Here is a 22,410-nt window from a genome sequence, read left to right as displayed (position 1 = left end):
GAGAAGATATTCGGACCCGATCTCGCGACCCTTTCCGCGTGCTGTCAACCGCAGCGTGCAGGGGAACGTGATGGAGGGGCAGGACGTTTCGGTAAGAGAGAGCCGGAGCGGGGGGAGCGGTCTCGATGCGGAGCCGGTTTCGACCGGTGCACGCGCCCCCTTCGCAACGGCACGCCGCGAAGGAGATGCGCGATGAAGGACAATTCGGCAGATATCGATCCCGTCGAATCCAACGAATGGAAGGAGGCGATCGAGGACGTGATCGCCCGCGACGGCCCGGATCGCGCGCATTACCTGCTCGACAAGGCGGTCTCGCAGGCCCGCGCGGCGGGCGCGCAGCTTCCGTTCTCCTCCACCACGCCCTACCAGAACACGATCCCCGCCGACGATCTCGTGGAGATCCCGGGCGATGCGGAGATGGAGAAGCGGATCCGGTCGATCAATCGCTGGAACGCGATGGCTACGGTCGTGCGCGCCAACAAGTCGTCGGACGGGATCGGCGGGCACATCTCCTCCTTCGCCTCCTCGGCGGTGATGTACGACCTCGGCCTGAACCATTTCTGGCGGGCCCGGTCCGAGAAGCACGGCGGCGACCTCGTCTATTTCCAGGGACACGTGATTCCGGGGATTTACGCGCGATCCTTCATGGAGGGGCGTATCAGCGAAGAGGACCTGTCGCAGTTCCGGATGGAGACCGGCGGCAAGGGCCTATCGTCCTATCCGCATCCCTGGCTGATGCCGGATTACTGGCAGTTCCCGACCGTCTCCATGGGTCTCGGCCCGCTGATGGCGGTCTATCAGGCGCGGTTCATGAAATACATGGAGAACCGGGGCCTGATCCCGAAGTCCGACCGCAAGGTCTGGGCCTTCCTCGGCGACGGGGAAATGGACGAGCCAGAAAGCCTCGGCGCGATCAACATCGCGGCGCGCGAGGGGCTCGACAACCTCATCTTCGTCATCAACTGCAACCTCCAGCGGCTCGACGGGCCGGTGCGCGGCAATTCCAAGATCGTGCAGGAGCTCGAGGGCTCGTTCCGGGGCTCCGGCTGGGAGGTCATCAAGGTTCTCTGGGGCCGTGGCTGGGACGATCTGCTGGAGCGCGACACGTCCGGCAAGCTGCGCCAGCTCATGGACGAAACGCTCGACGGCGACTACCAGACGTTCAAGTCGCGCGACGGCGCCTATATCCGCGAGCATTTCTTCGGCAAGTATCCCGAGACCGCCGCTTTGGTCGAGGACTGGACCGACGAGGAGGTCTTCGCGCTGCGCCGCGGGGGTCATGACGCGCAGAAGGTCTATACCGCCTACAAGCGCGCCGTCGAGACCGAGGGCCGTCCGTCCTGCCTGCTCATCAAGACCGTCAAGGGCTACGGCATGGGCAAGGCGGGCGAGGGCGCCAACACCGCGCACCAGTCCAAGAAGATGGACGAGGATCAGCTCAAGGCGATGCGCGACCGGTTCCAGATCCCGGTCAAGGACGAGGACATCGCCAAGGCGCCCTTCGTGACGCTGAACAACGCGCAGAAGGCCTATCTCGCCGACCGGCGCGACGCGCTGGGCGGGCCGTTCCCGAGCCGGTTCCGCGGCGAGGAGAAGCTCGAGGTGCCGGGCCTCGACAAGTTCGAACGCGAGCTGAAATCGACGGGCGAGCGCGAGGTCTCCACCACGATGGCCTTCGTGCGGATCCTGACGACGCTGCTCCGCGACAAGAAGATCGGCGAGCGCGTGGTGCCGATCGTGCCCGACGAGAGCCGCACCTTCGGCATGGAGGGCCTGTTCCGGTCGGTGGGCATCTACAACCCGCTGGGGCAGAACTACACGCCGCAGGACCGGGACCAGATGTCCTACTACAAGGAGAGCCAGGACGGCCAGGTGCTCCAGGAGGGGATCAACGAGGCCGGCGCGATGGCCGACTGGATCGCGGCGGCGACGTCCTATTCCAACCACGGCGTGCCGATGGTGCCGTTCTACATCTTCTACTCGATGTTCGGCTTCCAGCGGGTGGGCGATCTCTGCTGGGCCGCGGGCGATTCACGCGCGCGCGGGTTCCTGCTGGGCGGCACCGCGGGGCGCACGACGCTGAACGGCGAGGGGCTGCAGCACGAGGACGGGCATTCCCACATCCTCGCGGGCACGGTCCCGAACTGCATCTCCTACGACCCGACCTTCGGCTACGAGGTGGCGGTGATCGTGCAGTCGGGGATGCAGCGGATGTTCGGCAACGAGGAGGATGTCTACTACTACATCACCCTGATGAACGAGAACTACGTCCATCCCGACATGCCGGAGGGCGCCGAGGAGGGGATCGTCAAGGGGCTCTACCGCTTCTCGAAGACCGCGAAGCCCGGCAAGAAGCACGTCAACCTCATGGGATCGGGCACGATCCTCATGCAGGCGATCCGCGCAGCGGAGATGCTGAAGGAGGATTTCGGCGTGACGTCCGACATCTGGTCGGCAACGTCCTTCAACGAGCTCGCCCGCGAGGGGCAGGATTGCGCGCGGTGGAACCGGCTCAACCCGCTCGATGAGCCGCGCGTGCCCTACGTCACCCAGACGCTCAAGGAGGCGAAGGGGCCGATCATCGTCGCGACCGATTACGTGAAGAACCTCGCCGAGCAGATCCGCGGCTTCGTCGAGCAGCCGTTCACGGTGCTCGGCACCGACGGGTTCGGGCGTTCGGACAGCCGCGAGAACCTGCGCCGGTTCTTCGAGGTGGACGCGAACCACATCGCCGCCGCGGCGATGGCGGAACTCTACAAGGCCGGCAGCGTGAGCAAATCGGACATGCAGAAGGCCGTGAAGAAATACGAGATCGACGGGGACAAGCCGAACCCGCGGCTGGTCTGAGTTACACGGAATCAGGAGAGAGACAGAGAGCATGGCAACAGAGGTCAAGGTCCCCGATATCGGTGATTTCGACGACGTCCCGGTGGTGGCCGTCCTGGTTTCCGTGGGCGACACGATCGCCAAGGAAGACCCGCTCATCGAGCTCGAGAGCGACAAGGCGACGATGGAGGTGCCGAGCTCGCATGCGGGCAAGGTGACCGAGATCAAGCTCAGCGAAGGCGACAGCGCGTCGGAGGGAACCGTGATCCTGCTCGTCGAGGCCGAGGATGAAGGCGGCGACGACGCGGGCGGCGCCGAGGACGACGGCGGCGACGACGCGGCGCAGGAGAAGGCCGACGCGAAGGCCGCCGAGGAGGCCGGCAGCAACGAGTCCGGCGGCGAGACATCGAGCGGCGACTCCTCGTCGGAGGGCTACGGCAATCGCGGCGGCGACGCGCCCGCCTCGAACGCGGTGGTCGATACCGGGTCGTCGAAGTTCCATGCCTCCCCGTCGGTGCGGGCCTTCGCGCGGCGCGTGGATGTCGATCTGCGCGAGATCAACGGGTCGGGCCGCAAGGGCCGCATCCTGCGCGAGGACGTGGAGAAGGCCCTGAAGGGCCAGGCCGCGCCCGCCGCCGCGCAATCCGCGCCCGCCCAGGGTGGCTCCGGCATTCCGCCGATCCCTGCCGTGGACTTTTCCAAGTTCGGGAAGGTCGAAGAGGTGGAGATGTCGCGGATCCAGAAGATCTCCGGCCCCGCGCTGCACCGCTCCTGGCTCAACATTCCGCATGTCACGCATAACGAGGATGCGGACATCACCGAGCTCGACAAGTACCGCAAGGAGCTCGACACGGAGGCCAAGGCCGACGGCTACCGCGTCACGCTCCTGTCGTTCGTCATCAAGGCGAGCGTCTCGGCGCTCCGGAAGCACTGGCAGTTCAACTCGTCGATCCATCCCGATGGCGACAAGCTGATCAAGAAGGACTTCTACAATATCGGCTTCGCCGCGGACACGCCGAACGGGCTGATGGTGCCGGTGATCAAGGACGCCGACCGCAAGGGGATCGTGGAGATCTCCAAGGACCTGATGGCGCTCTCCTCCGCCGCGCGCGACGGCAAGCTCAAGGGCGACGACATGAAGGGCGCGACCTTCACCATCTCGTCGCTCGGCGGGATCGGCGGCACGTCGTTCACCCCGATCGTCAACGCGCCGGAGGTGGCGATCCTCGGCCTCACGCGGTCCTCGATGAAGCCCGTCTGGAACGGGTCGGAGTTCGAACCGCGCAACATGCTGCCGATGTCGCTCAGCTACGATCACCGCGCGATCGACGGGGCGCTCGCCGCGCGGTTCGCGGCACACCTGAAATACCTGCTGGGCGATGCCCGGCGGCTGATGCTGTAAGGGGCCCCTCATGGACATCAAGGTTCCCGATATCGGCGATTTCAAGGACGTGCCGGTCGTGGCCGTGCTCGTCTCGGTGGGCGACAAGGTCTCCAAGGAAGACCCGCTGATCGAGCTCGAGAGCGACAAGGCGACGATGGAGGTGCCGTCCCCGAACGAGGGGACGGTCAAGGAGATCAAGGTCAAGGAAGGCGACACCGTCACCGAGGGCGACGTCATCATGGTCTTCGACGTGGCCGAGGACGGCGACACGCCCGAGAAGGGCGCGCCCGAGGGCGGGTCGGTCAAGCCCGACGCGAAGAAGGAGAACGACACGCCCGCGCCCGTGGCCTCCGACGGCACCAAGGCCGGTTCGGGCGACGTGCATGGCGAGGTCGTCGTGCTGGGCTCCGGCCCGGGCGGCTACACCGCCGCGTTCCGCGCCGCCGATCTCGGCAAGAAGGTCGTGCTGATCGAGCGCTATTCCTCGCTCGGCGGCGTCTGCCTCAACGTGGGCTGCATCCCGTCGAAGGCGCTTCTCCATGCCGCGAAGGTCGTGGCGGAGGCCGAGGAGATGGGCGCCCACGGGATCAGCTTCGGCAAGCCCAAGGTCGATGCGGGTGAGCTCAGGGGCTGGAAGGATTCGGTCGTCAAGCAGCTTACCGGCGGTCTCGCGGGCCTTGCCAAGCAGCGCAAGGTCACGATCGTCGAGGGGTTCGGCCGGTTCAGCGGCAAGAACTCCATCGAGGTGGAGGGCGAGAACGGCAAGCAGACCGTCACCTTCGACCAGTGCATCATCGCGGCCGGATCGGAAGCGGTGAAGCTGCCTTTCGTGCCGCATGACGATCCGCGCGTGGTGACCTCCACGGGCGCGCTCGAACTCGACCCGATCCCGAAGAAGATGCTCGTCCTGGGCGGCGGGATCATCGGCTTCGAGATGGCCACGGTCTACGAAGGGCTCGGCTCCGAGGTGACGGTCGTGGAAATGATGGACCAGATCCTGCCCGGCGCCGACAAGGACATCGTGAAGCCGCTCCACAAGCGGATGGAGAAGCGGCTGAAGGCGATCCGTCTCAAGACCAAGGTCACGGAGGTGACGGCACAGAAATCGGGCCTCAAGGTCACGTTCGAGGACGAGAAGGGCGAGACCTCCTCCGAGACGTTCGACAAGATGCTCGTGGCCGTGGGCCGGACGCCCAACGGGGGCCGGATCGATGCCGAGAAGGCGGGGGTGAAGGTCTCCGACCGGGGCTTCATCAACGTCGATCACCAGCAGCGCACGAACGTGAGCCACATCTTCGCCATCGGCGACACGGTGGGCCAGCCGATGCTGGCGCACAAGGCCGTGCACGAGGGCAAGGTCGCCGCGGAAGTCTGTGCGGGCGAGAAGCGTGCCTTCGACGCGCGGGTCATCCCGTCGGTCGCCTATACCGATCCGGAGGTCGCCTGGTGCGGCGTGACGGAGGAGCAGGCCAAGAAGGACGGGACGAAGTACAAGAAGGGCGTCTTCCCCTGGGCCGCGTCCGGCCGGTCGTTGTCGAACGGACGCAACGAGGGGATCACCAAGCTGCTCTTCGATCCCGAGGACGACCGCGTGATCGGCGCGGCGATCGTGGGGACGAGTGCGGGCGATCTCATCTCGGAAGTGGCGCTCGCCATCGAGATGGGGGCGGATGCGGTCGATCTCGGCCACACGATCCACCCGCACCCGACGCTGTCGGAGACGGTGAACTTCGCGGCCGAGATGTTCGAGGGAACGATCACGGACCTGATGCCGCCGAAGAAGAAATAAAAGAGGGAGGACAAGAATGGCCCAGCAGAACAACCCCTACGACATGAGGTCGATGTTTACGGCCTTCGATCCGGAGGCGATGCAGCGGATGTGGAACCCGCAGGCGATGATGCAGATGTTCCAGCAACCGCAGGCCCAGATGTTCGACATGGAAGGCATCATCAAGGCCAACCAGCGGAACTTCGAGGCGATGGCGGAGGCCAACCGCTCCGCCGCGGAAGCCTACAAGGACCTCCTCGACAAGCAGATGGAGATCTTCGAGAAGCTGACGCTCTCCGCCCGGCAGCAATACGAATGGGTGGAGGACACGGCCGGGCCGGAGACCATGAAGGCCAAGACCGCGGCGATGAACGAGGCCGTGGAAGAAGCCCTCGGCATGATGCGCAAGATGGCCGAGAACGCGCGCGCGGCCAATGCGCAGGCGGCCGAGGACATGCAGTCGCAGGTCAAGGACGCGGTCAAGCAGGTCGAGGATGCCGCGAAGAAGGCCTCCGCGGCGGCGAAGAAGTAGAAGGACGCGCCGCGCGGCCCCTTGGGAGGTCGCGCGGCACCCCGCCCCGCGCGTCGGGAGATTGCGCCGATGCCGCCCGTGGAAGACCATCCGCTTCGCTACAAGCTGTCGAACGAGCTTCACGCGCGGCCCTTTCCGGCGCTCGACGCGCCTTGCGTCGCGGCCTGCCTCGCCATCAAGGAGCCGCGCAACGCGGCGGGGCGCGACCGGAGCCGGGACCGGGCGCACCTGATCTCGCTCCTCGACAGGTATGGCGCGCAGCATCCGAAGGAGGATGCGACCCACTGGTTCGGAGCGATCGGGCGCCACCAGCTCAAGTGGGAGCAGCATACCGAGTTCGTCACCTATACGGTCTTCGCCGACGGCGCGACGGAGCGTGCCTTCGATCCCGAGATCTTCGAGGTCTTTCCGGATGCCTGGCTGCGGGAGGCGCCGGGCGCGCGCATCACCTCCGTCCTCATCCGCGTGGAGGAGAGGCCCGCCGACGACGACGTGGTGCGGCGACGCCTCGACGCGTGGTTCGTGCCGGAGAGCCTCGCGATGAGCGAGGTCTTCGACGGCTCGGCGCTCATCGCGAGCGATTTCCGCATCGACACGGCGGGTCACATGCGGATGAGCGTCTTCACCGACCCCGGGATCGGGGAGCGGCGGGTCGGGCGCATCGTGCAGCGGCTCTGCGAGATCGAGATTTACAAGGCCATGTCGATGCTGGGCCTCTGGCGGGTCCGGGAGATGTCGGGCACGCTCGGACGGCTCGACCGCGACCTCACCCGGCTGATGGACGACATGACCGGCGACGTGACGCGGCCGGAAGCGACGCTCAAGGCGTTGCTCGGCGTATCGGCGGAACTCGAGACGATCCTCGCCCAGACCTCGTTCCGGTTCGGGGCCACGCGCGCCTACGAGGCGCTCGTCAACCAGCGTATCGCGGTGCTGAGGGAAACGCGGTTCGAGGGGCGCCAGACCTTCGGGGAATTCATGATGCGCCGGTTCGACCCGTCGATGCGGACCGTGGTGGCCACGCGCGAACGGCTGACGCAGATGTCGGAGCGCGCGCTCCGGGCGGGTGACCTGCTGCGCACGCGCGTCGATGTCGAGCGCTCCGCGCAGAACCAGGCGCTACTCGAGAGCATGGACCGGCGCGCGGATCTGCAGCTCAGGCTGCAGCGCACGGTCGAGGGGCTGTCGGTCGTGGCGATCAGCTACTACGCCCTCAACCTCGCGTCCTACATGGCCTATCCGGTCATGGAAGCCATCGGCCTGTCGAAGCCGATGGGCACGGCGATCCTGACCCCCATCGTGATCGCCGTGGTCTGGTTCGCGGTGCGCCGCATCCGCGAGGCCATCGACTGAACCCTCAGCGCCCCCGGATCCGCGGATCGAGCGCGTCGCGCAGCCCGTCCCCGATGTAGTTCACGCTTAGCACGGTGAGCGAGATCGCGGCGCCGGGCCAGATCACCCGCTCGGGATATTGCTGCAGGTAATCGGTCGCGTCGTAGAGAAGACGGCCCCAGGTCGGGTAATCGGGCGGAAAGCCGAGGCCCAAGAACGACAGCGCGCTTTCGGTAATGATGGCGTTGGCGATGCCGAGCGTGGCCGAGACCATGATCGGAGACAGCACGTTCGGCAGGATGTGCCGGGTGATCATCCGCCGGTCGGGGGTGCCGATGGAGCGCGCGGCGAGGACGAATTCGCGTTCCTTCAGCGCGAGCACGTCGCCGCGCACGATCCGCGCGGTCGGCATCCAGGACGTGACGCCGATCCCCACGACGATAAGCAGGAAGATCCCCGTCTCCGGCCCGAAATTCGCCGACAGCGTCTCGCGGAAGAGCAACACCATGACGAGCAGGAGCGGCAGGAGCGGCAGGGCGAGGAAGAGGTCGGTGAACCGCATGAGCGGGCCGTCGAGCTTGCGGAAATAGCCCGCAAGAACGCCGATGAGGGTGCCGAGGAACAGCGCCAGCGCCATCGCGGTGACGCCGACGGAGACGGAGGTGCGGCCGCCCGCGATCATCCGCGCGAGCATGTCGCGGCCGAGCTGGTCGGCGCCGAGCGGGTGGGCGAGGGAGATGCCGGTATTGCGGGCCCGGATGTCGATATAGGTCGGGTCGTAGATCCAGAGATACGGGCCCAGCGTCACGGCGAGCAGGATGAAGACGAAGAAGCCCGCCCCCGCCAGCGCGCCCTTGTGGGTGCGGAACTGGTCCCAGACGTCGAGCCACTGGCTGCGCGATCCGTGCGAGACGTTCTGGGGTTGCGCGGCCTGAACGGGGTTGGCCGCGACGGGCGTCTCCTCGTGGCCCGCGACGGGGGCGTCCTCGGCGCGGTCAGTCATAGCGGATCCTCGGGTCGAGCACGCCGTAGAGCACGTCGGCGATGAGGTTGAAGAGGACGATCAGGATCGCGAAGATGAAGGTCAGCGTCTGCACCATCGGCAGGTCGTTGGCCTGGATCGCGGTGATGAGAAGCTGTCCGATCCCGTTCACCTTGAACACCTGCTCGGTGATGATGGCACCGCCGAAGATGCCGGGCACGCCCAGAGCGATGACGGTGACGACGGGGATCATGGAGTTCCTGAGCGTGTGGCGCAGCACGACGGAGCGTTCCGACATGCCCTTGGCGCGGGCCGTGCGCACGTAGTCCTGCCCGAGATTGTCGAGCATTGAGGCGCGCATGAAGCGCGAGATCTGCGCCGTGGTCTGGAGGGCGAGCACCATGACCGGCATGATCATCTGCCGCAGCTGCACCACGAAGCTGTCCCAGTCGTTCACGACGTGGGTCGTGTCGTAGATCGAGGGAAACCAGCCGAGCTTGACGGAGAAGATGACGATCACGAGCACGCCCGAGAAGAAGGGCGGGACCGAATAGCCGATCATCGACACGAACGTGCCGGCCTGGTCGAAGACGGAATACTGCTTGTAGGCGGAATAGATGCCGATGGGCAGCGCGATGGCCACGCCCACGATGTAGGACATGCCGACGACCCAGAGCGTCTGCGGCATCCGTTGCCAGACGATGTCCATGACCGGGGAGCGCGTCTGCCACGACAGCACCCGCTGCGCGCCTTCGGCGAAATCGGTGCCGAAGATGCCGTTGATGATGTGCAGCGGCTCCACCCAGAAGAACTGTATCAGCCATTTGCCGAAGCGGACGGGCAGCGGCTCTCCGAGGCCCAGGGACTGGCGGATCTGTTCGCGCACTTCGGGCGGGATCGTGAGCGGGAGCTGCGCGGTCGGATCGCCGGGGGCGAGCTCGAGCAGCATGAAGATCGCGAAGGCGATGACGAGGAGCGTCGGGATCGAGATCAGGACGCGCCGGAGCGTGAAGGTCAGCATGGGCTGGTCCTCGAAAAAAGCGGGATGCCGGTGCGGGATCGGTCCGCGCGGGCGCGTGGGTCGTCACCCCGTTCCGCGGGGCCCCGGCTCCGGGGGAGGGGCGATGCGGATCGCCGCCCCGGGCCGGGGGAAGGTGCCGGCCGGATGGCCGGGGCGGCGAAGCGCACCCGACCCGACCGGCACCGCGACCGCCTCATTCCTGGATGCGGTACCAGTCGGCGATGTTCCAGAGTTCGCTGTCCCAGTCGTTCATCCGGACGCCGCCGAGCGAGTTCACGTGCGCCGCGGGGTTGCCGCGCCAGACGAGCGGGATGAGCGAGTAGCTCTGCATGAGCATGTCGTTCATCTGCTTGGCGAGGTTGCCGCGCTCCTCGAGATCGGCGGTGTTCGACATCTTGCGCACGAGGGCGTCGTATTCCTCCGAGCAGAAGCGCTGGATGTTCTCGCCCTGCCACTGACGCTCCGGCGTCGGGATGCGCGAGCAGGCCCAGTTGGCCATGTAGGCCTCGGGGTCCACGCCGGCGAAGTTGTTGGTGTACATCTCCACGTCGGCGTAGAACTTCTGGAACGTGTCGGGGCTGCCGGGATCGCCGCCGAAGAAGACCGAGGCGTCGACGTTGCGCAGCTCCACCTCGATGCCGAGCTCGTTCCAGAACTGCTTGATGATCGCCTGGGCGTCCTGGCGCACGGCGTTGGTGGAGGTCTGGAACAGGACCGACAGGCGCTGCCCGTCCTTCTCGCGCACGCCGTCGCCGTCCTCGTCGGTCCAGCCGGCCTCGTCGAGGAGCGCCATCGCGCCCTCCATGTCGAAGTTCACGCAATCGTCGTTGGCGGTCGAGGCATAGGCCTCCGGCGCGGGCAGGACGTTGCACGTGACCCGGCCGCCCTCGCCGTAGCCGATATCGACGAGGAGCTGGCGGTCGATCGCCATCGACATGGCCTGGCCCACCCGCGGATCGGTGAGGAACGGGTGCGGGTTGTTGCCGTCGTCGTAGACGGACCGCATGTCGCCCAGCGACGGGTCGGCGTTGGTCTGGTTCATGTGCAGACGCTCGACGGAGGTGGCGAAGGCCGCCACGACCACGCCGTTGCCCGCGGCTTCCATCTCGTCGAGCACTTCGGGGGCGAGCTGCAGGTTCCAGGCGTAGTCGTACTCGCCCGTCTCGAGCACCGAGCGCGCGGCGGCCGCGGCGTCACCGCCGCCCTTGAAGTTGACGGTCGCGAAGGCGGGCTTGCCCTCCTCGCGGTAATTCTCGTTGGCCTCGAGCCGGATCACGTCGTTGGGGCGGAAATCGGTGACGACGAAGGGGCCGGTGCCGATCGGCCCGAAATTCGCGTCGGTGCATCCGGGCGCGGCGGAGCCGAGGCAATCCTGGAACTGCGCCTTCTGCAGGATCGGGCTCTCGGAGCCGACGAAGGCGGTGTAGGGGAAGGGTTTCGGCTCGGTGAAGTTGACGCGGACGGTGGTGTCGTCCACGGCCTCGACGCTCTCGACCCCGTCGAAATAGGAGCTCTGCGCGCAGCCGCCCTCGGGATGGGTGCAGTATTCCCAGGTGAAGACCACGTCCTCGGCGGTGAGCGGCGAGCCGTCGGACCAGGTCACGCCTTCCTTCAGGTTCCACGTGATCGAGGTGTAGTCCTCCGCCACGCCGCCATTCTCGACCGTCGGGATTTCGGTGGCGAGGAACGGCACCATCTCGCCCGTCTCGTTGAAGCGCACGAGCGGCTCGAGGATCAGCGAGGCGCTCTCGACCTCCTTGGTGCCGCCCGACAGGAACGGGTTCAGCGTCGAGGGCGCCTGCCAGTAGATGATGTTGAGCTGGCCGTTGCGGCCGCGCTCGCCGGTTTCCTGCGCGAGGGCGGGGGTCATCGCCAGGGTGGCCACGGCCCCCAGGAGGATTGTTCTCAACTTCATGCGGTATCTCCCATGCTTTCGGTATCGGCTCGGTTCGAGGGCGACGACGCGCCCTCCTCGAAGAGGTGGCAGGCGACCCAGCGTCCGGGGCGCACCTGGCGGAATTCGGGATCGACGCGGTGGCAGACCTCCATCACGTCGGGACAGCGGGTGCAGAAGTTGCAGCCCTCCGGCGGGTTCGAGGGCGAGGGCACGTCGCCCTTCAGGATCGTGCGGTTCGACCCGCCCATGGCTTCCGGGTCGGGCTCCGGCACCGCGGAGAGGAGGGCGCGCGTATAGGGGTGAAGCGGTTCTCCGTAGAGCTCCTCGCGGGGCGCGAGCTCGGCCACCTTGCCGAGATACATCACCGCCACGCGGGTCGCGATGTGGCGCACCATCGAGAGGTCGTGGCTGATGAAGAGGTAGGTGAGGCCGAGCTCGGCCTGCAGCTCCTCGAGGAGGTTCACGACCTGGGCCTGGATCGAGACATCGAGCGCGGCGATGGGCTCGTCGCAGACGATGAATTTCGGGTTGAGCGCAAGCGCGCGGGCGATGCCGATGCGCTGCCGCTGGCCGCCGGAGAATTCGTGCGGGTAGCGGTCGGCGAAGGCGCGGTTGAGCCCGACCTGGTCCATCAGATCGTGGACCTTCGCCGTTTTCTCGCGCCGGGACATCTTCGTGTGCTCGTCGAGCGGCTCGCCGATGATGCGGGCGACGGTCATGCGGGGATTGAGGCTCGCCTGCGGGTCTTGGAACACCATCTGCATGGTCGGGCGCATCCGGCGCAGCGTGTTCGGACCGGCATCGCCGATCTCCTGCCCGTCGATCTTCACCGACCCGCCGGTGATCTCGTAGAGGCGCAGGATCGCGCGCCCGCAGGTCGATTTGCCGCAGCCCGATTCGCCGACGAGACCCAGCGTCTCGCCCTCCCGGATGTCGAAGCTCACGCCGTCCACGGCCTTCACGTTGCCGGTATGGCGCTTCAGCAGGCCGGTTCGGATCGGGAACCACATCCGCAGGTCGCGGATCTCCACGAGGCTTCGGCCATCGGGCCGAGGCTGTGCGTCAAGCATTCAGGGCTTCTCCGGCGGGCGCCGCGTCGCGCGGCGCGTCGCGGTCGAAATTCCAGAAACACGCGGCGTCGTGGCGGGGGCCGACCTCGAAGCGCGGCGGATTGGCCGCGTCGCAGGCCGCGAAGCGGTACGGGCAGCGGTCGCGGAACGAGCAGGCCTCGGGCGCGGCGCCGAGGATCGGCGGCTGCCCCTCGATCACCGTGAGCTTCGGCGCGCGGGCGCCCCGGACCGACGGGATCGTCTTGAGAAGCGCGCGGGTATAGGGGTGGCGCGGCCGGGCGAAGAGTTCCTTGACCGGGGCCTGCTCCACGACCTGCCCGCCATACATGACCATGACCCGGTCGGCGATGCCGGCGATCACGCCAAGATCGTGGGTGATCCAGACGATCGCCATGCCGAGCTTCTCGCGCAGGTCGTGGACGAGGTCGAGGATCTGTGCCTGGATCGTCACGTCGAGCGCGGTGGTGGGCTCGTCGGCGATGAGGATATCGGGATCGCAGGCGAGCGCGATGGCGATCATCACGCGCTGCCGCATCCCGCCAGAGAACTGGTGCGGATAATCCGTAAGCCGGCGCGCCGCATCGGGGATGCCCACGAGCTGCATCAGTTCGAGCGCTCTGGCGCGGGCGGCCTTTCGGTCGAGCCGCATGTGCTTGCGGATCGGCTCGATGATCTGGTCGCCGACGGTGAAGACGGGATTGAGGGAGGTCATCGGGTCCTGGAACACGAAGCCGATGCGGCGGCCGCGGATCTTGCGCAGGTCGGCTTCCGGGACCGTCAGCAGGTTGCGCCCCTCGAAGGTGACGGTGCCGCCGCGGATCTGCGCGGGCGGCGAGGGCAGAAGGCCGATGAGCGACATCATCGTCACCGACTTGCCCGATCCCGATTCTCCGACCACGCCCAGAAGCTCGCCGGGTCTCAGGTCGAAGGAGATCGAATTGACCGCGTGGACCTCTCCCGTGCGGGTCTTGAACACGGTTTTCAGGTCCCTCACGTCGAGCACAGGCTCGGGCCTGTCGGGCATTCGCCTCTCCATGTCTGGGATCGTCCCTGGCTCCCGCGATCCTTCGGCATGCCGCGGTTGGCAGGCACCTTACGCGCAGAAATCGATCATGAGCAACCGCCTTTCACGCGCATTCGATCAAGCGGACGGCACGTGCCGAAAGATCAGGCAGATGGCTTGACCTTCCCGGGTCGCGGCCTGATCGTTGCGCGGCATGCGAAAGGACGAGACATGACCGATCCGCTCGGCGCCCGCGCAATCCTCGATCGCCTGGTGTCCTTCCCCACCGTCAGCCGCGACAGCAACCTCGCGCTCATCGACTGGGTCGAGGAGTATCTCGCCGGTCACGGCGTCGCGGCGCACAGGGTCTACGACGAGACCGGGACGAAGGCCGCGCTCTATGCCAATGTGGGCCCGGAGGTCGAGGGCGGGGTGGTCCTGTCGGGCCACACGGACGTCGTTCCCGTCGACGGGCAGAGCTGGGCCTCCGATCCCTTCACGGTGACGGAGCGCGACGGGCGGCTCTACGGCCGCGGCACGGCGGACATGAAGGGGTTCGACGCGCTGGCGCTCGCCGCCGTTCCCTGGGCGCTCGAGGCGGGCGTGAAGCGGCCGCTGCAGATCGCGCTCTCCTACGACGAGGAGGTGGGCTGCCTCGGCGCGCCGCCGATGATCGAGGACATGGCGCATCACCTGCCGATGGCCGGCTGCGCCATCATCGGCGAGCCGACGATGCTGCGCCCCGTCACGAGCCACAAGGGCACCTGCGGCTGGTTCGTCACGATGAAGGGTTTCGAGGTCCATTCCTCCCTCATGGATCGCGGCGTGAGCGCGATCATGGAGGGGGCGCGGCTCATCGACTGGTGCAACGGCATGAACGACCGCATCCGCGCAAGGACGCCGGAGGGGCTCGCCGCGTCCTTCGATCCGCCCTTCTCCACCGTGCATGTCGGCGTGATCTCGGGCGGGACCGCGCCCAACATCACCGCCGGGCGCTGCACCTTCTCCGTCGACATCCGCGTCGTGCCGGGCGACGACATCGCCGATTTCGAGGCGGAGTTCCTCGACAAGGTGGCCGAGATCGAGGCGGGGATGCAGGCGGTCCGCCCCGAGGCGGGGATCGAAGTCGTGCGCCGCTCCATCGTGCCCGCGCTCGTGCCACGGAATGGCGATCCGGCCGAGGAGCTCGTCCGGGCGTTGACTGGCGACAACGGCACCCATGTGGTGAGCTACGGCACGGAGGCGGGGCAGTTCCAGGAACGCGGCCATTCGGCCGTGGTCTGCGGCCCTGGCGACATCGCGCAGGCCCACCAGGGCGACGAATACATCGAGACGCGTCAGTTCAAGGCGGGCGAGGCGTTCCTGCGCCGGCTGATCGACCGGCTCGCCGCCTGAGGGGCGCACTGGCCATCCGGCGCGGACAGCGCCATTATTCGCGCCGTATCCGGGCCGGGCGGGCGTCTCGCGCGCCTCACCCGGAACCGCATCCTTGAGACCATTGGAGGGATCATGCCCATCAAGAACCGCTTCGCCGAGCTGCTGCCCGAGATCACGGAATGGCGCCGCGACCTGCACCGCCATCCCGAGGTGCTCTTCGACACGCATCGGACCTCCGGCATCGTCGCCGAGAAGCTCAGGGAATTCGGCTGCGACGAAGTCGTCGAGGGGATCGGCCGCACCGGTGTCGTAGGCGTGATCCGCGGCAAGGAGAGCAAGTCGGGCAAGGTCATCGGGCTTCGCGCGGATATGGACGCGCTGCCGATGACGGAGAAATCGGGCGTGCCCTATGAGAGCGAGACGCCGGGTGCGATGCATGCCTGCGGGCATGACGGGCATACCGCCATGCTTCTGGGCGCCGCGCGCTATCTCGCGGAGACGCGGAACTTCGACGGGACCGCCGTGGTGATCTTCCAGCCCGCCGAGGAGGGCGGCGGCGGCGGCAAGGTCATGTGCGACGACGGCCTGATGGAGCGCTGGGGCATCGAGGAGGTCTACGGGATGCACAACTGGCCCGGCCTTCCGACGGGCAGTTTCTCCATCCGGCCGGGCGCGTTCTTCGCGGCGGCGGACCTCTTCGAGATCGTGATCGAGGGCAAGGGTGGCCACGCCGCGAAACCGCATGAAACGATCGACAGCACGCTCGTGGCGAGCCACGTCGTCGTCGCGCTGCAATCGATCGCGTCGCGCAACGCCAACCCGGTGGAGCAGGTCGTGGTCTCCGTCACCTCCTTCGAAACCGCGTCGAAGGCCTACAACGTCATCCCGCCGCGCGTGGAGATGAAGGGGACGGTGCGGACGCTCTCGCCCGAGATCCGCGACCTCGCGGAAGAGCGCCTCAAGAAGATCGCGGAGGCGACGGCGGAGGCCTACGGGGCCACGGCCGAGGTGGTCTACGAGCGCAACTATCCCGTGATGGTCAATTCGGAGCGGGAGACGGAATTCGCGGCGGAAGTGGCGACGCGCGTCGCGGGCGATTGCGCCGCGGCCGACCTCGTCATGGGCGGCGAGGATTTCGCCTTCATGCTGGAGGCGCGGCCGGGGGCCTACATCCTCGTGGGCAACGGGGAGACCGCGCCAGTCCACAATCCGGCCTACGATTTCAACGACGAGGCGATCCCGGCCGGCTGCTCCTACTGGGCCGAACTGGTGGAGCGCCGCCTGCCGGCCGCGTGACGGACCGGCCCGTCCTCGTCCTCCAGGCGCGGCCCGAGACGGCGGCGGCGGACGAGGAATACGCCTCGATCGTGACGCGTGGGGGGCTCGACCCGGCGCGCTGCCGCCGGGTCCGGCTTGAGCGTGACGATCCGGCGGGGCTCGATCCGGGGGATTTCGCCGCGGTGATCCTCGGGGGCGGGCCCGCCTGCATCTCCGATCCCGTCCAGGGCCAATCGCCCGCCGAGGCGCGGATCAACGCGGCCATCCTGCCGATCGCCGCGGAGATCGTCGCCCGCGACCTGCCGTTTCTCGGCTGCTGCTACGGGATCGGGGTGATGGGCCATGTCCTCGGCGCGCCGGTCGGGAAGGGGCGGTTCGGCGAGCCCGTGGGCCTCGCCGATTGCGGGCTGACCGAGGCGGGGCGCGCCGATCCGGTGCTCGAGGGGCTTCCCGACCGCTTTCCCGCCTTCGTCGGGCACAAGGAGGCGGTGGAGGCGCTGCCTTCGGGCTGCCGCCATCTCGTCGAGAGCCCCACCTGCCCCTACCAGATGATCCGGTTCGGGCAGAACGTCTACGCCACGCAGTTCCACCCGGAGGCCGATGCCGAGAGCTTCGCGCTCCGGATCCGGCTCTACCGCGAGCGGGGCTATTTCGCGCCCGGCGAGGCGGAGCGGCTGATCGCGCTCTGCGCGGCGGCGGAGGTGGTCTGGCCGAAGGTGATCCTCGCCAATTTCGTGGCGCGCTATTGCGGGTGAGGTGCCTTCGCCCCGCGAGGCCCCGGATCAGGTCCGGGGCGCCGGCGGCTTCAGGAGGTCGCGGTAGAGCGTAACGAGGGCGTCGGCCTCGCCCTGAAGCGTGAAGTGTCGCGCCACGTGATCGCGCGCCGCCGCGCCGTGGCGAGTGCGCAGATCCGGGTCCGCGAGATAGGGCGCGATCGCGCGGCTCAGGGCCTCCGCATCGTCCGGGGGAACAAGCGTGCCGGTCCTGCCGTCCGCGACCAGTTCCTCGAAGGCGCCGACACGGGTCGCCACGACCGGGACGCCCGACGCCATCGCCTCGAGCGGCGTCAGGCCGAACCCTTCCCAGCGTTGCGGGGCCACGAAAAGGTCGAGCGCCGCGTACCAGTCCGCCATCGCCTCCACCGGGACCTCCGGCAGGAACCGGAAACGCTCGCCCGAGGCGGCGGCGCGGGCATGGAGATCCGCCTCGAACCGGCGGTCCTTCTCCACCGCGCGGCCCATGACGAGCGCCACGGCCCGCGGATGGTCCGCGAGGAGAGGCAGCATCGCTTCGACGAAGAGGTCGGTGCCCTTGGAGCCGCGGATCCGGCCATAGCAGCCGACGAGAATGGCGTCGCGGGGCAGGCCGAGCAGGTCGCGCAGGACCGCGCGGTCGGCGGCGGGGGCGAATCCCTCCGTGTCGATGCCGTGGCGGATCACGGTCGCGGGCCGGTCGAGATAGGCCGCGCTCTTCTCCGACGTGGCGATGACCGCGTCCATCCGCGCGATGAGCCCTTTCGTAAAGCCGGTATGCCGCCGCTGCGAGGCGGAGGTAAAGACAAGGCGGAGCCGCTTGCGCAGCACATGTTTGAGCACGAGGCCCGCGACCATCTCCGTATTGCGGCGCGCGTGCCAGACACGGCGCGTGCGGCGCGGCAGGAGCGGCAGGAGCGCCAGCGGGATCTGCGGCACATGGGCGGGCAGGGCGGGGCCGGTCGCGCGGATCGCGATGTCGCGCGCCTGCAGCGGCACGAGCCGGACGATGGTGGCGGTAACGCCCGAGAGGCGGCGCTTGAGGTTCGGCGCGATCACGACCGGATCGGTGAAGGCGGGATCGGAGTCGAGGGCCGTGAGCCGCGCCGCGATCTCGTCCGGGCGCGGGCCGATGGCCTGCGGCTTCGGAGCGGGCGGCGCGTCGATGAGTGGGCCGATGGAGCGCGCCAGCGCGGCGGGATCCTCGATCCGTTCCGCGGAGCCTTCGGCGAAGAGCGCGTTGAAGATGTCGGCGAAATTTGTGATGTGCGGCCCCGTGACCACCCGCGCGCCGAGCGCCACGGGCTCGAGCGGGTTGTGTCCGCCCAGGGGGGCGAAGGAGCCGCCGAGAAAGACCGCGCGCGCGAGGCGGTACCAGAGCCCCATTTCGCCCAGCGTATCGGCGAGGTAGATTTCGGTCTCCGCCCCCGGCCGCTCCCCGGCGCCGCGACGCGCGACGGCCCATCCCTCCGCGCGGAGCGTCTCCGCGATCGCGGGGCCGCGATCGGGGTGGCGGGGGACGAGGAGAAGGAGGAGGTCCGGCCGGTCGTCGCGCAGGCGGTGATGGGCCGCCGTGGCAATCTCCTCCTCGCCCGGATGGGTGGAGGCGGCGAGCCAGAGGGGGCGGGACCCGAGCACCTCGCGCAGATCCGCGAGCTTGGTCGGATCGGCTTCGGGGGCGGGGGCCGCGGATTTGAGCGTGCCGGTCACCTCCACGCGCTCGGGCGGCAGGCCCAGGGCGACGAGCCCCTCCGCGGTGCGCCTGTCTTGCGCGAGGACGCTTCCGAGGCGGTCCATCATGTGGGAGGCGAGCGGGCGCAGGCGCCGCCAGCGCGCGAGGGAGCGGTCGGAGAGACGGGCATTGACCAGCGCCACGGGGATGCCGCGTGCGGCGGCGGCGGCGATCTGGTTCGGCCAAAGCTCCGATTCGGTCAGCACGAAGAGGTCGGGGCGCCAGTGTTCGAGGAAGCGTTCGACCGCCGGAACGGTGTCGAGCGGGGCGAACTGGTGGCGCGCGCGGGGCGGCAGCCGGGACGCGACGATCTCGGCCGAGCTCGCGGACGTGGTCGTGATGAGGATTTCGTGGCTTGCGCCGAGCGCCGCGGCGAGGCCGAGGATCGACTGCGCCTCTCCGACGCTCACGGCATGAAGCCAGACAAGGGGGCCGTCGGGACGCGGCAGGCTCGCATGTCCTTCACGCTCTGCCAGTCGCTCCGTCGATACGCCCGCGGTGGCGAGCTTCGCCGCGTCACGCCGCGTGACGATCGGACCCAAGGCCGTGACCGCGCCGCGATAGAGGCGGAAGGCCACCGAGGCGGCGAGGCTCATCCGCCCGTATGGCTCATGTGCCGCGTCATCTGCCCGTCGGCGATCTGCCGGGAATAGTCGAAATCGTGCCCCTTGGGCTTCAGCGAGATCGCGGCGCGGATCGCGTTCTCCAGCACCGCGTCGTCCGGCGAGGCCCTGAGCGGCGTCCTGAGGTCGGCCATGTCCTCCTGCCCGAGGCACATGTAGAGTTCGCCCGTGCAGGTGAGGCGCACGCGGTTGCAGCTTTCGCAGAAATTATGGGTCAGCGGCGTGATGAAGCCGATCTCCTGCCCGGTTTCGGCCATCCGCGCGTAGCGGGCGGGGCCGCCGGTGCGCTTCGGGATGTCCTCGAGCGTGAAGCGCTGCGCGAGCTGCGCGCGCAGATCCTTCAGCGACCAGAACTGTCCGACCCGGTCCTCGCCGCCGAGATCGCCCATCGGCATGACCTCGATGAAGGTGAGATCCATGCCGCGTTCCGCGCACCAGTCCTGAAGCGTGAAGAGCTCGTCCTCGTTGAAGCCCTTGAGCGCGACGGTGTTGATCTTCACCCGCAGCCCCGCGCGCTGCGCCGCGTCGATGCCCTTGAGGACCTGCGGCAGCCGGCCCCAGCGCGTGACGCGGGCGAACTTCGCCTCGTCGAGCGTGTCGAGGGAGATGTTCACCCGCCGCACGCCCGCGGCATAGAGGTCGTCGGCGAAGCGGAAGAGCTGCGATCCGTTCGTGGTCAGCGTCAGCTCGTGCAGCGCGCCGCTCTCGAGATGGCGCGACATTGCGCGGAAGAAGGTCATGATGTCGCGGCGCACGAGCGGCTCGCCCCCGGTGATCCTGAGCTTGCGGACGCCGAGGCCCACGAAGGTGGAGCACATGCGGTCGAGCTCCTCCAGCGTCAGAAGCTCCTTCTTGGGCAGGAACTGCATGTTCTCCGCCATGCAATAGACGCAGCGGAAGTCGCAGCGGTCCGTGACGGAGACGCGCAGATAGGAGATCGCGCGCTGGAAGGGATCGACGAGGGGTGCGGTCATGGGCTGAACCTAGGCAGGCGGGCAGGGGCCGGCAAGGGGTTTGCCGTTGTGGGCGGGGCGCGGGTGACCTAGATTCGGGCCATGATCGAGACGCCATTCTTCAAAGCCGTCGCACTCCTCGCCCTTCTCGGCGGTTGTGCGGAGATGACGGGCGGGATGCGCGGCGGACCCGCCGGTGCACCTGCCAGCGACCGCCCCGCGCCGCCGGAGGAGATCGCGGCAATCGTCGCCGCCCCGCCGCCGCCCGCCGCCGCGCGCACGGCCGATCAGTTCGACACGGTGACCGACGAACAGCGGCAGGCGGCCCGGGCGGGCCCGAGCGCCACCGAGGCGCGGCTGGGCGAGACGGTCGCGTCGCTCGGCGATCCGACGGAATCCGGTCTGTGGATGAAGACGCCGCTCGTCGATACGCAGCGGCCGGGCCGGATCGAGTATCCGGCGACCGGCGAGAGCGCGGTGGTCGAGTTGCGTCCGCTCGAGGCGACGGGTGGGGGCAGCCAGGTCTCGCTTGCCGCAATGCGCCTCCTGGGCGCGCCCCTGACGGATCTTCCCACGCTCGTCGTCTACGCCGAGTGACCGGGCCCTATTCGGCCGGGACGTAGTCGGGCTCGTCCTCTTCCTCCGGCGCGGCGAAAAGGCGTCCCTTCTCCGCGATGGCCACGAGGATCAGCGACAGGCTCGCTAGCCCCAGGAAGCCCGAGAGGATCGGGATCAGGGTGCCGTCGTAGAAGTAGCCGACGAGGCCACCGAGAAGCCCCCCGCCCAGCGTCTGTGCACAGCCGAGCACGGAGGAGGCGACGCCCGCGACATGACCGAGCGGCTCCATGGCGAGCGCGTTGAAGTTCGTGGGCACGAAGCCGAAGAAGCACATCATGCAGATGAGCAGCGTCAGGAACAGCCAGAACGGCGTCGCGCCGCCGAAATAGAGCGCGCATGCAAGATGCACCGCGGAGATGGTGATGAATCCCACCAGCGCCATATGCGACAGCCGCCGCGTGCCGATCCGTCCCACGAGACGGGAATTGGCGAAGGAGGAGGCCGACATGAAGAGCGCGACGAGCGAGAAATAGAGCGTGAAGGACGAGCCGAGCCCGTAGATCCCGGTGTAGATCTGCTCGGCCTGCGCGATGAAGGCGAAGAGGACGCCGAAGAAAGAGGCCATCGCGAGCGTGTAGCCGAAGGCGATGCGGTTGGTCAGGACGATGCGGAACGCCTCCGCCACGCGCCGCCCGGTCAGGGGGCGGCGGTTTTCCGGCGCGAGCGTCTCGGGCAGACGCGCCCAGGCCCAGACGAGGGCGACGAGCCCGAAAAGGACCATGAACCCCGAGAGCTCCCGCCAGGATCCGAAGGCCAGGACGAGCGAGCCGATATTCGGCGCGAAAACCGGCATCACCATGAAGACCATCATCACGAGCGACATCACGCTCGCCATGCGCGGGCCATGGAAGCGGTCGCGCACGACCGATGTCGCGACGACCCGCGTGGCCGCCGCGCCGACGCCCTGGACGAACCGCAGCGCCAGGAGCGTCTCGAAGTTCGGGGCGAACACGGCCGCGACCGCGCCGGCGAGATAGATGCCGAGCCCGGCGAAGAGGATCTTGCGCCGTCCGAACCGGTCAGAAAGCGGCCCATAGAGGATCTGCGCCCCGCCGAACCCTATCACGTAGGTGGTGATGACGAACTGCATCCGGTTCGAGCCGGTGACACCGAGCGCGGAGCCGATATCGCTGAGGGCGGGGATGTAGACGTCGATCGCGGCGGCATTGAGCGCCATCAGGAGAGCGATCATCGCCACGAATTCGGCGTAGGAAACGTGCGGAGCCGCGGCAGGATCCCGCGCTGCGGATAGAAAGGCCATG

The 22,410-nt window shown here is 68.0% G+C and carries 17 protein-coding genes and 1 pseudogene; 9 read left to right on the top strand and 9 right to left on the bottom strand.

From position 1 onward, the window contains the following. Positions 1 to 192 precede the first annotated feature (192 nt). The 5 genes from aceE (at position 193) to LX81_RS06825 (ending at position 7,863) form a co-directional block, all read left to right on the top strand. Complete coding sequence (gene aceE / locus LX81_RS06845; RefSeq protein ID WP_111536554.1) at positions 193 to 2,847, top strand: pyruvate dehydrogenase (acetyl-transferring), homodimeric type; 2,655 nt, start codon at positions 193 to 195, stop codon at positions 2,845 to 2,847. A 31-nt stretch (positions 2,848 to 2,878) separates the two neighbouring features. After that, positions 2,879 to 4,228 carry a 2-oxo acid dehydrogenase subunit E2 gene (locus LX81_RS06840; RefSeq protein ID WP_111536553.1) on the top strand — a complete coding sequence of 450 codons (1,350 nt, stop codon included), beginning with the start codon at positions 2,879 to 2,881 and terminating at the stop codon, positions 4,226 to 4,228. Positions 4,229 to 4,238: 10 nt separating this feature from the next. Next, a complete protein-coding gene (gene lpdA, locus LX81_RS06835) occupies positions 4,239 to 5,999 on the top strand; it encodes a dihydrolipoyl dehydrogenase (protein WP_111536552.1) in 1,761 nt (586 codons plus the stop codon). 16 nt (positions 6,000 to 6,015) lie between these two features. Further along, positions 6,016 to 6,510, top strand: a complete 495-nt coding sequence (locus LX81_RS06830; protein ID WP_111536551.1) for a hypothetical protein — start codon at positions 6,016 to 6,018, stop codon at positions 6,508 to 6,510. Between the two features lie 69 nt (positions 6,511 to 6,579). Beyond that, on the top strand, positions 6,580 to 7,863 hold the full coding sequence (locus tag LX81_RS06825; protein ID WP_111536550.1) for a DUF3422 family protein: 1,284 nt from the start codon (positions 6,580 to 6,582) through the stop codon (positions 7,861 to 7,863). Between the two features lie 4 nt (positions 7,864 to 7,867). Here LX81_RS06825 and LX81_RS06820 read toward each other — a convergent pair whose 3' ends face one another. The 5 genes from LX81_RS06820 to LX81_RS06800 form a co-directional block, all read right to left on the bottom strand. Next, entirely contained in the window at positions 7,868 to 8,845 is a 978-nt protein-coding gene (locus LX81_RS06820) for an ABC transporter permease (RefSeq protein ID WP_111536549.1), read from the bottom strand. After that, positions 8,838 to 9,845, bottom strand: coding sequence for an ABC transporter permease (locus LX81_RS06815; RefSeq protein ID WP_111536548.1), 1,008 nt, complete (start codon positions 9,843 to 9,845; stop codon positions 8,838 to 8,840). The genes LX81_RS06820 and LX81_RS06815 overlap by 8 nt, the downstream gene beginning before the upstream one ends. Positions 9,846 to 10,038: 193 nt before the next feature. Then, the gene (locus LX81_RS06810; RefSeq protein WP_111536547.1) at positions 10,039 to 11,760 is read right to left on the bottom strand and encodes a peptide ABC transporter substrate-binding protein; all 1,722 of its coding nucleotides are present in this window, start codon (positions 11,758 to 11,760) and stop codon (positions 10,039 to 10,041) included. After that, a complete protein-coding gene (locus tag LX81_RS06805; RefSeq protein ID WP_111536546.1) occupies positions 11,757 to 12,812 on the bottom strand; it encodes an ABC transporter ATP-binding protein in 1,056 nt (351 codons plus the stop codon). Before LX81_RS06805 ends, LX81_RS06810 begins: the two co-directional genes overlap by 4 nt. Beyond that, positions 12,805 to 13,836, bottom strand: coding sequence for an ABC transporter ATP-binding protein (locus LX81_RS06800; protein WP_111536545.1), 1,032 nt, complete (start codon positions 13,834 to 13,836; stop codon positions 12,805 to 12,807). The genes LX81_RS06805 and LX81_RS06800 overlap by 8 nt, the downstream gene beginning before the upstream one ends. Before the next feature lie 210 nt (positions 13,837 to 14,046). On the opposite strand from LX81_RS06800, the gene argE reads away from it, so the two are divergent. The 3 genes from argE (at position 14,047) to LX81_RS06785 (ending at position 17,225) form a co-directional block, all read left to right on the top strand. Continuing rightward, positions 14,047 to 15,210, top strand: a complete 1,164-nt coding sequence (gene argE, locus LX81_RS06795) for an acetylornithine deacetylase (protein WP_111536544.1) — start codon at positions 14,047 to 14,049, stop codon at positions 15,208 to 15,210. Between the two features lie 114 nt (positions 15,211 to 15,324). Continuing rightward, positions 15,325 to 16,488 (top strand): M20 aminoacylase family protein, encoded by a 1,164-nt coding sequence (locus tag LX81_RS06790; RefSeq protein ID WP_111536543.1) that lies wholly within the window; start codon positions 15,325 to 15,327, stop codon positions 16,486 to 16,488. Then, complete coding sequence (locus tag LX81_RS06785) at positions 16,485 to 17,225, top strand: glutamine amidotransferase (RefSeq protein ID WP_111536542.1); 741 nt, start codon at positions 16,485 to 16,487, stop codon at positions 17,223 to 17,225. Before LX81_RS06790 ends, LX81_RS06785 begins: the two co-directional genes overlap by 4 nt. A gap of 27 nt (positions 17,226 to 17,252) precedes the next feature. Here the strand turns inward: LX81_RS06785 and LX81_RS22720 are convergent, their stop codons facing one another. The 3 genes and pseudogenes from LX81_RS22720 to moaA form a co-directional block, all read right to left on the bottom strand. Continuing rightward, positions 17,253 to 18,281, bottom strand: coding sequence for a glycosyltransferase family 4 protein (locus LX81_RS22720; protein ID WP_373280273.1), 1,029 nt, complete (start codon positions 18,279 to 18,281; stop codon positions 17,253 to 17,255). Between the two features lie 642 nt (positions 18,282 to 18,923). After that, positions 18,924 to 19,550: pseudogene (locus tag LX81_RS22715) on the bottom strand (3-deoxy-D-manno-octulosonic acid transferase); the annotation flags it as partial. Beyond that, positions 19,547 to 20,551 carry a GTP 3',8-cyclase MoaA gene (gene moaA / locus LX81_RS06775; RefSeq protein ID WP_111536540.1) on the bottom strand — a complete coding sequence of 335 codons (1,005 nt, stop codon included), beginning with the start codon at positions 20,549 to 20,551 and terminating at the stop codon, positions 19,547 to 19,549. The gene moaA and the pseudogene LX81_RS22715, both read right to left, overlap by 4 nt. Positions 20,552 to 20,632: 81 nt before the next feature. On the opposite strand from moaA, the gene LX81_RS22125 reads away from it, so the two are divergent. Continuing rightward, entirely contained in the window at positions 20,633 to 21,127 is a 495-nt protein-coding gene (locus LX81_RS22125; protein ID WP_170133864.1) for a hypothetical protein, read from the top strand. Positions 21,128 to 21,134: 7 nt separating this feature from the next. On the opposite strand, the gene LX81_RS06765 is transcribed toward LX81_RS22125, so the two are convergent. Then, entirely contained in the window at positions 21,135 to 22,409 is a 1,275-nt protein-coding gene (locus LX81_RS06765; protein WP_111536538.1) for a multidrug effflux MFS transporter, read from the bottom strand. Position 22,410: the final 1 nt, after the last annotated feature.

Origin of the sequence: Palleronia aestuarii, assembly GCF_003253995.1 — a bacterium.
In the GTDB taxonomy this organism is placed as follows: domain Bacteria; phylum Pseudomonadota; class Alphaproteobacteria; order Rhodobacterales; family Rhodobacteraceae; genus Palleronia; species Palleronia aestuarii.
The sequence above is the reverse complement of the archived record's forward strand: the minus strand, read 5'-3'. Positions and strand labels throughout refer to the sequence as shown.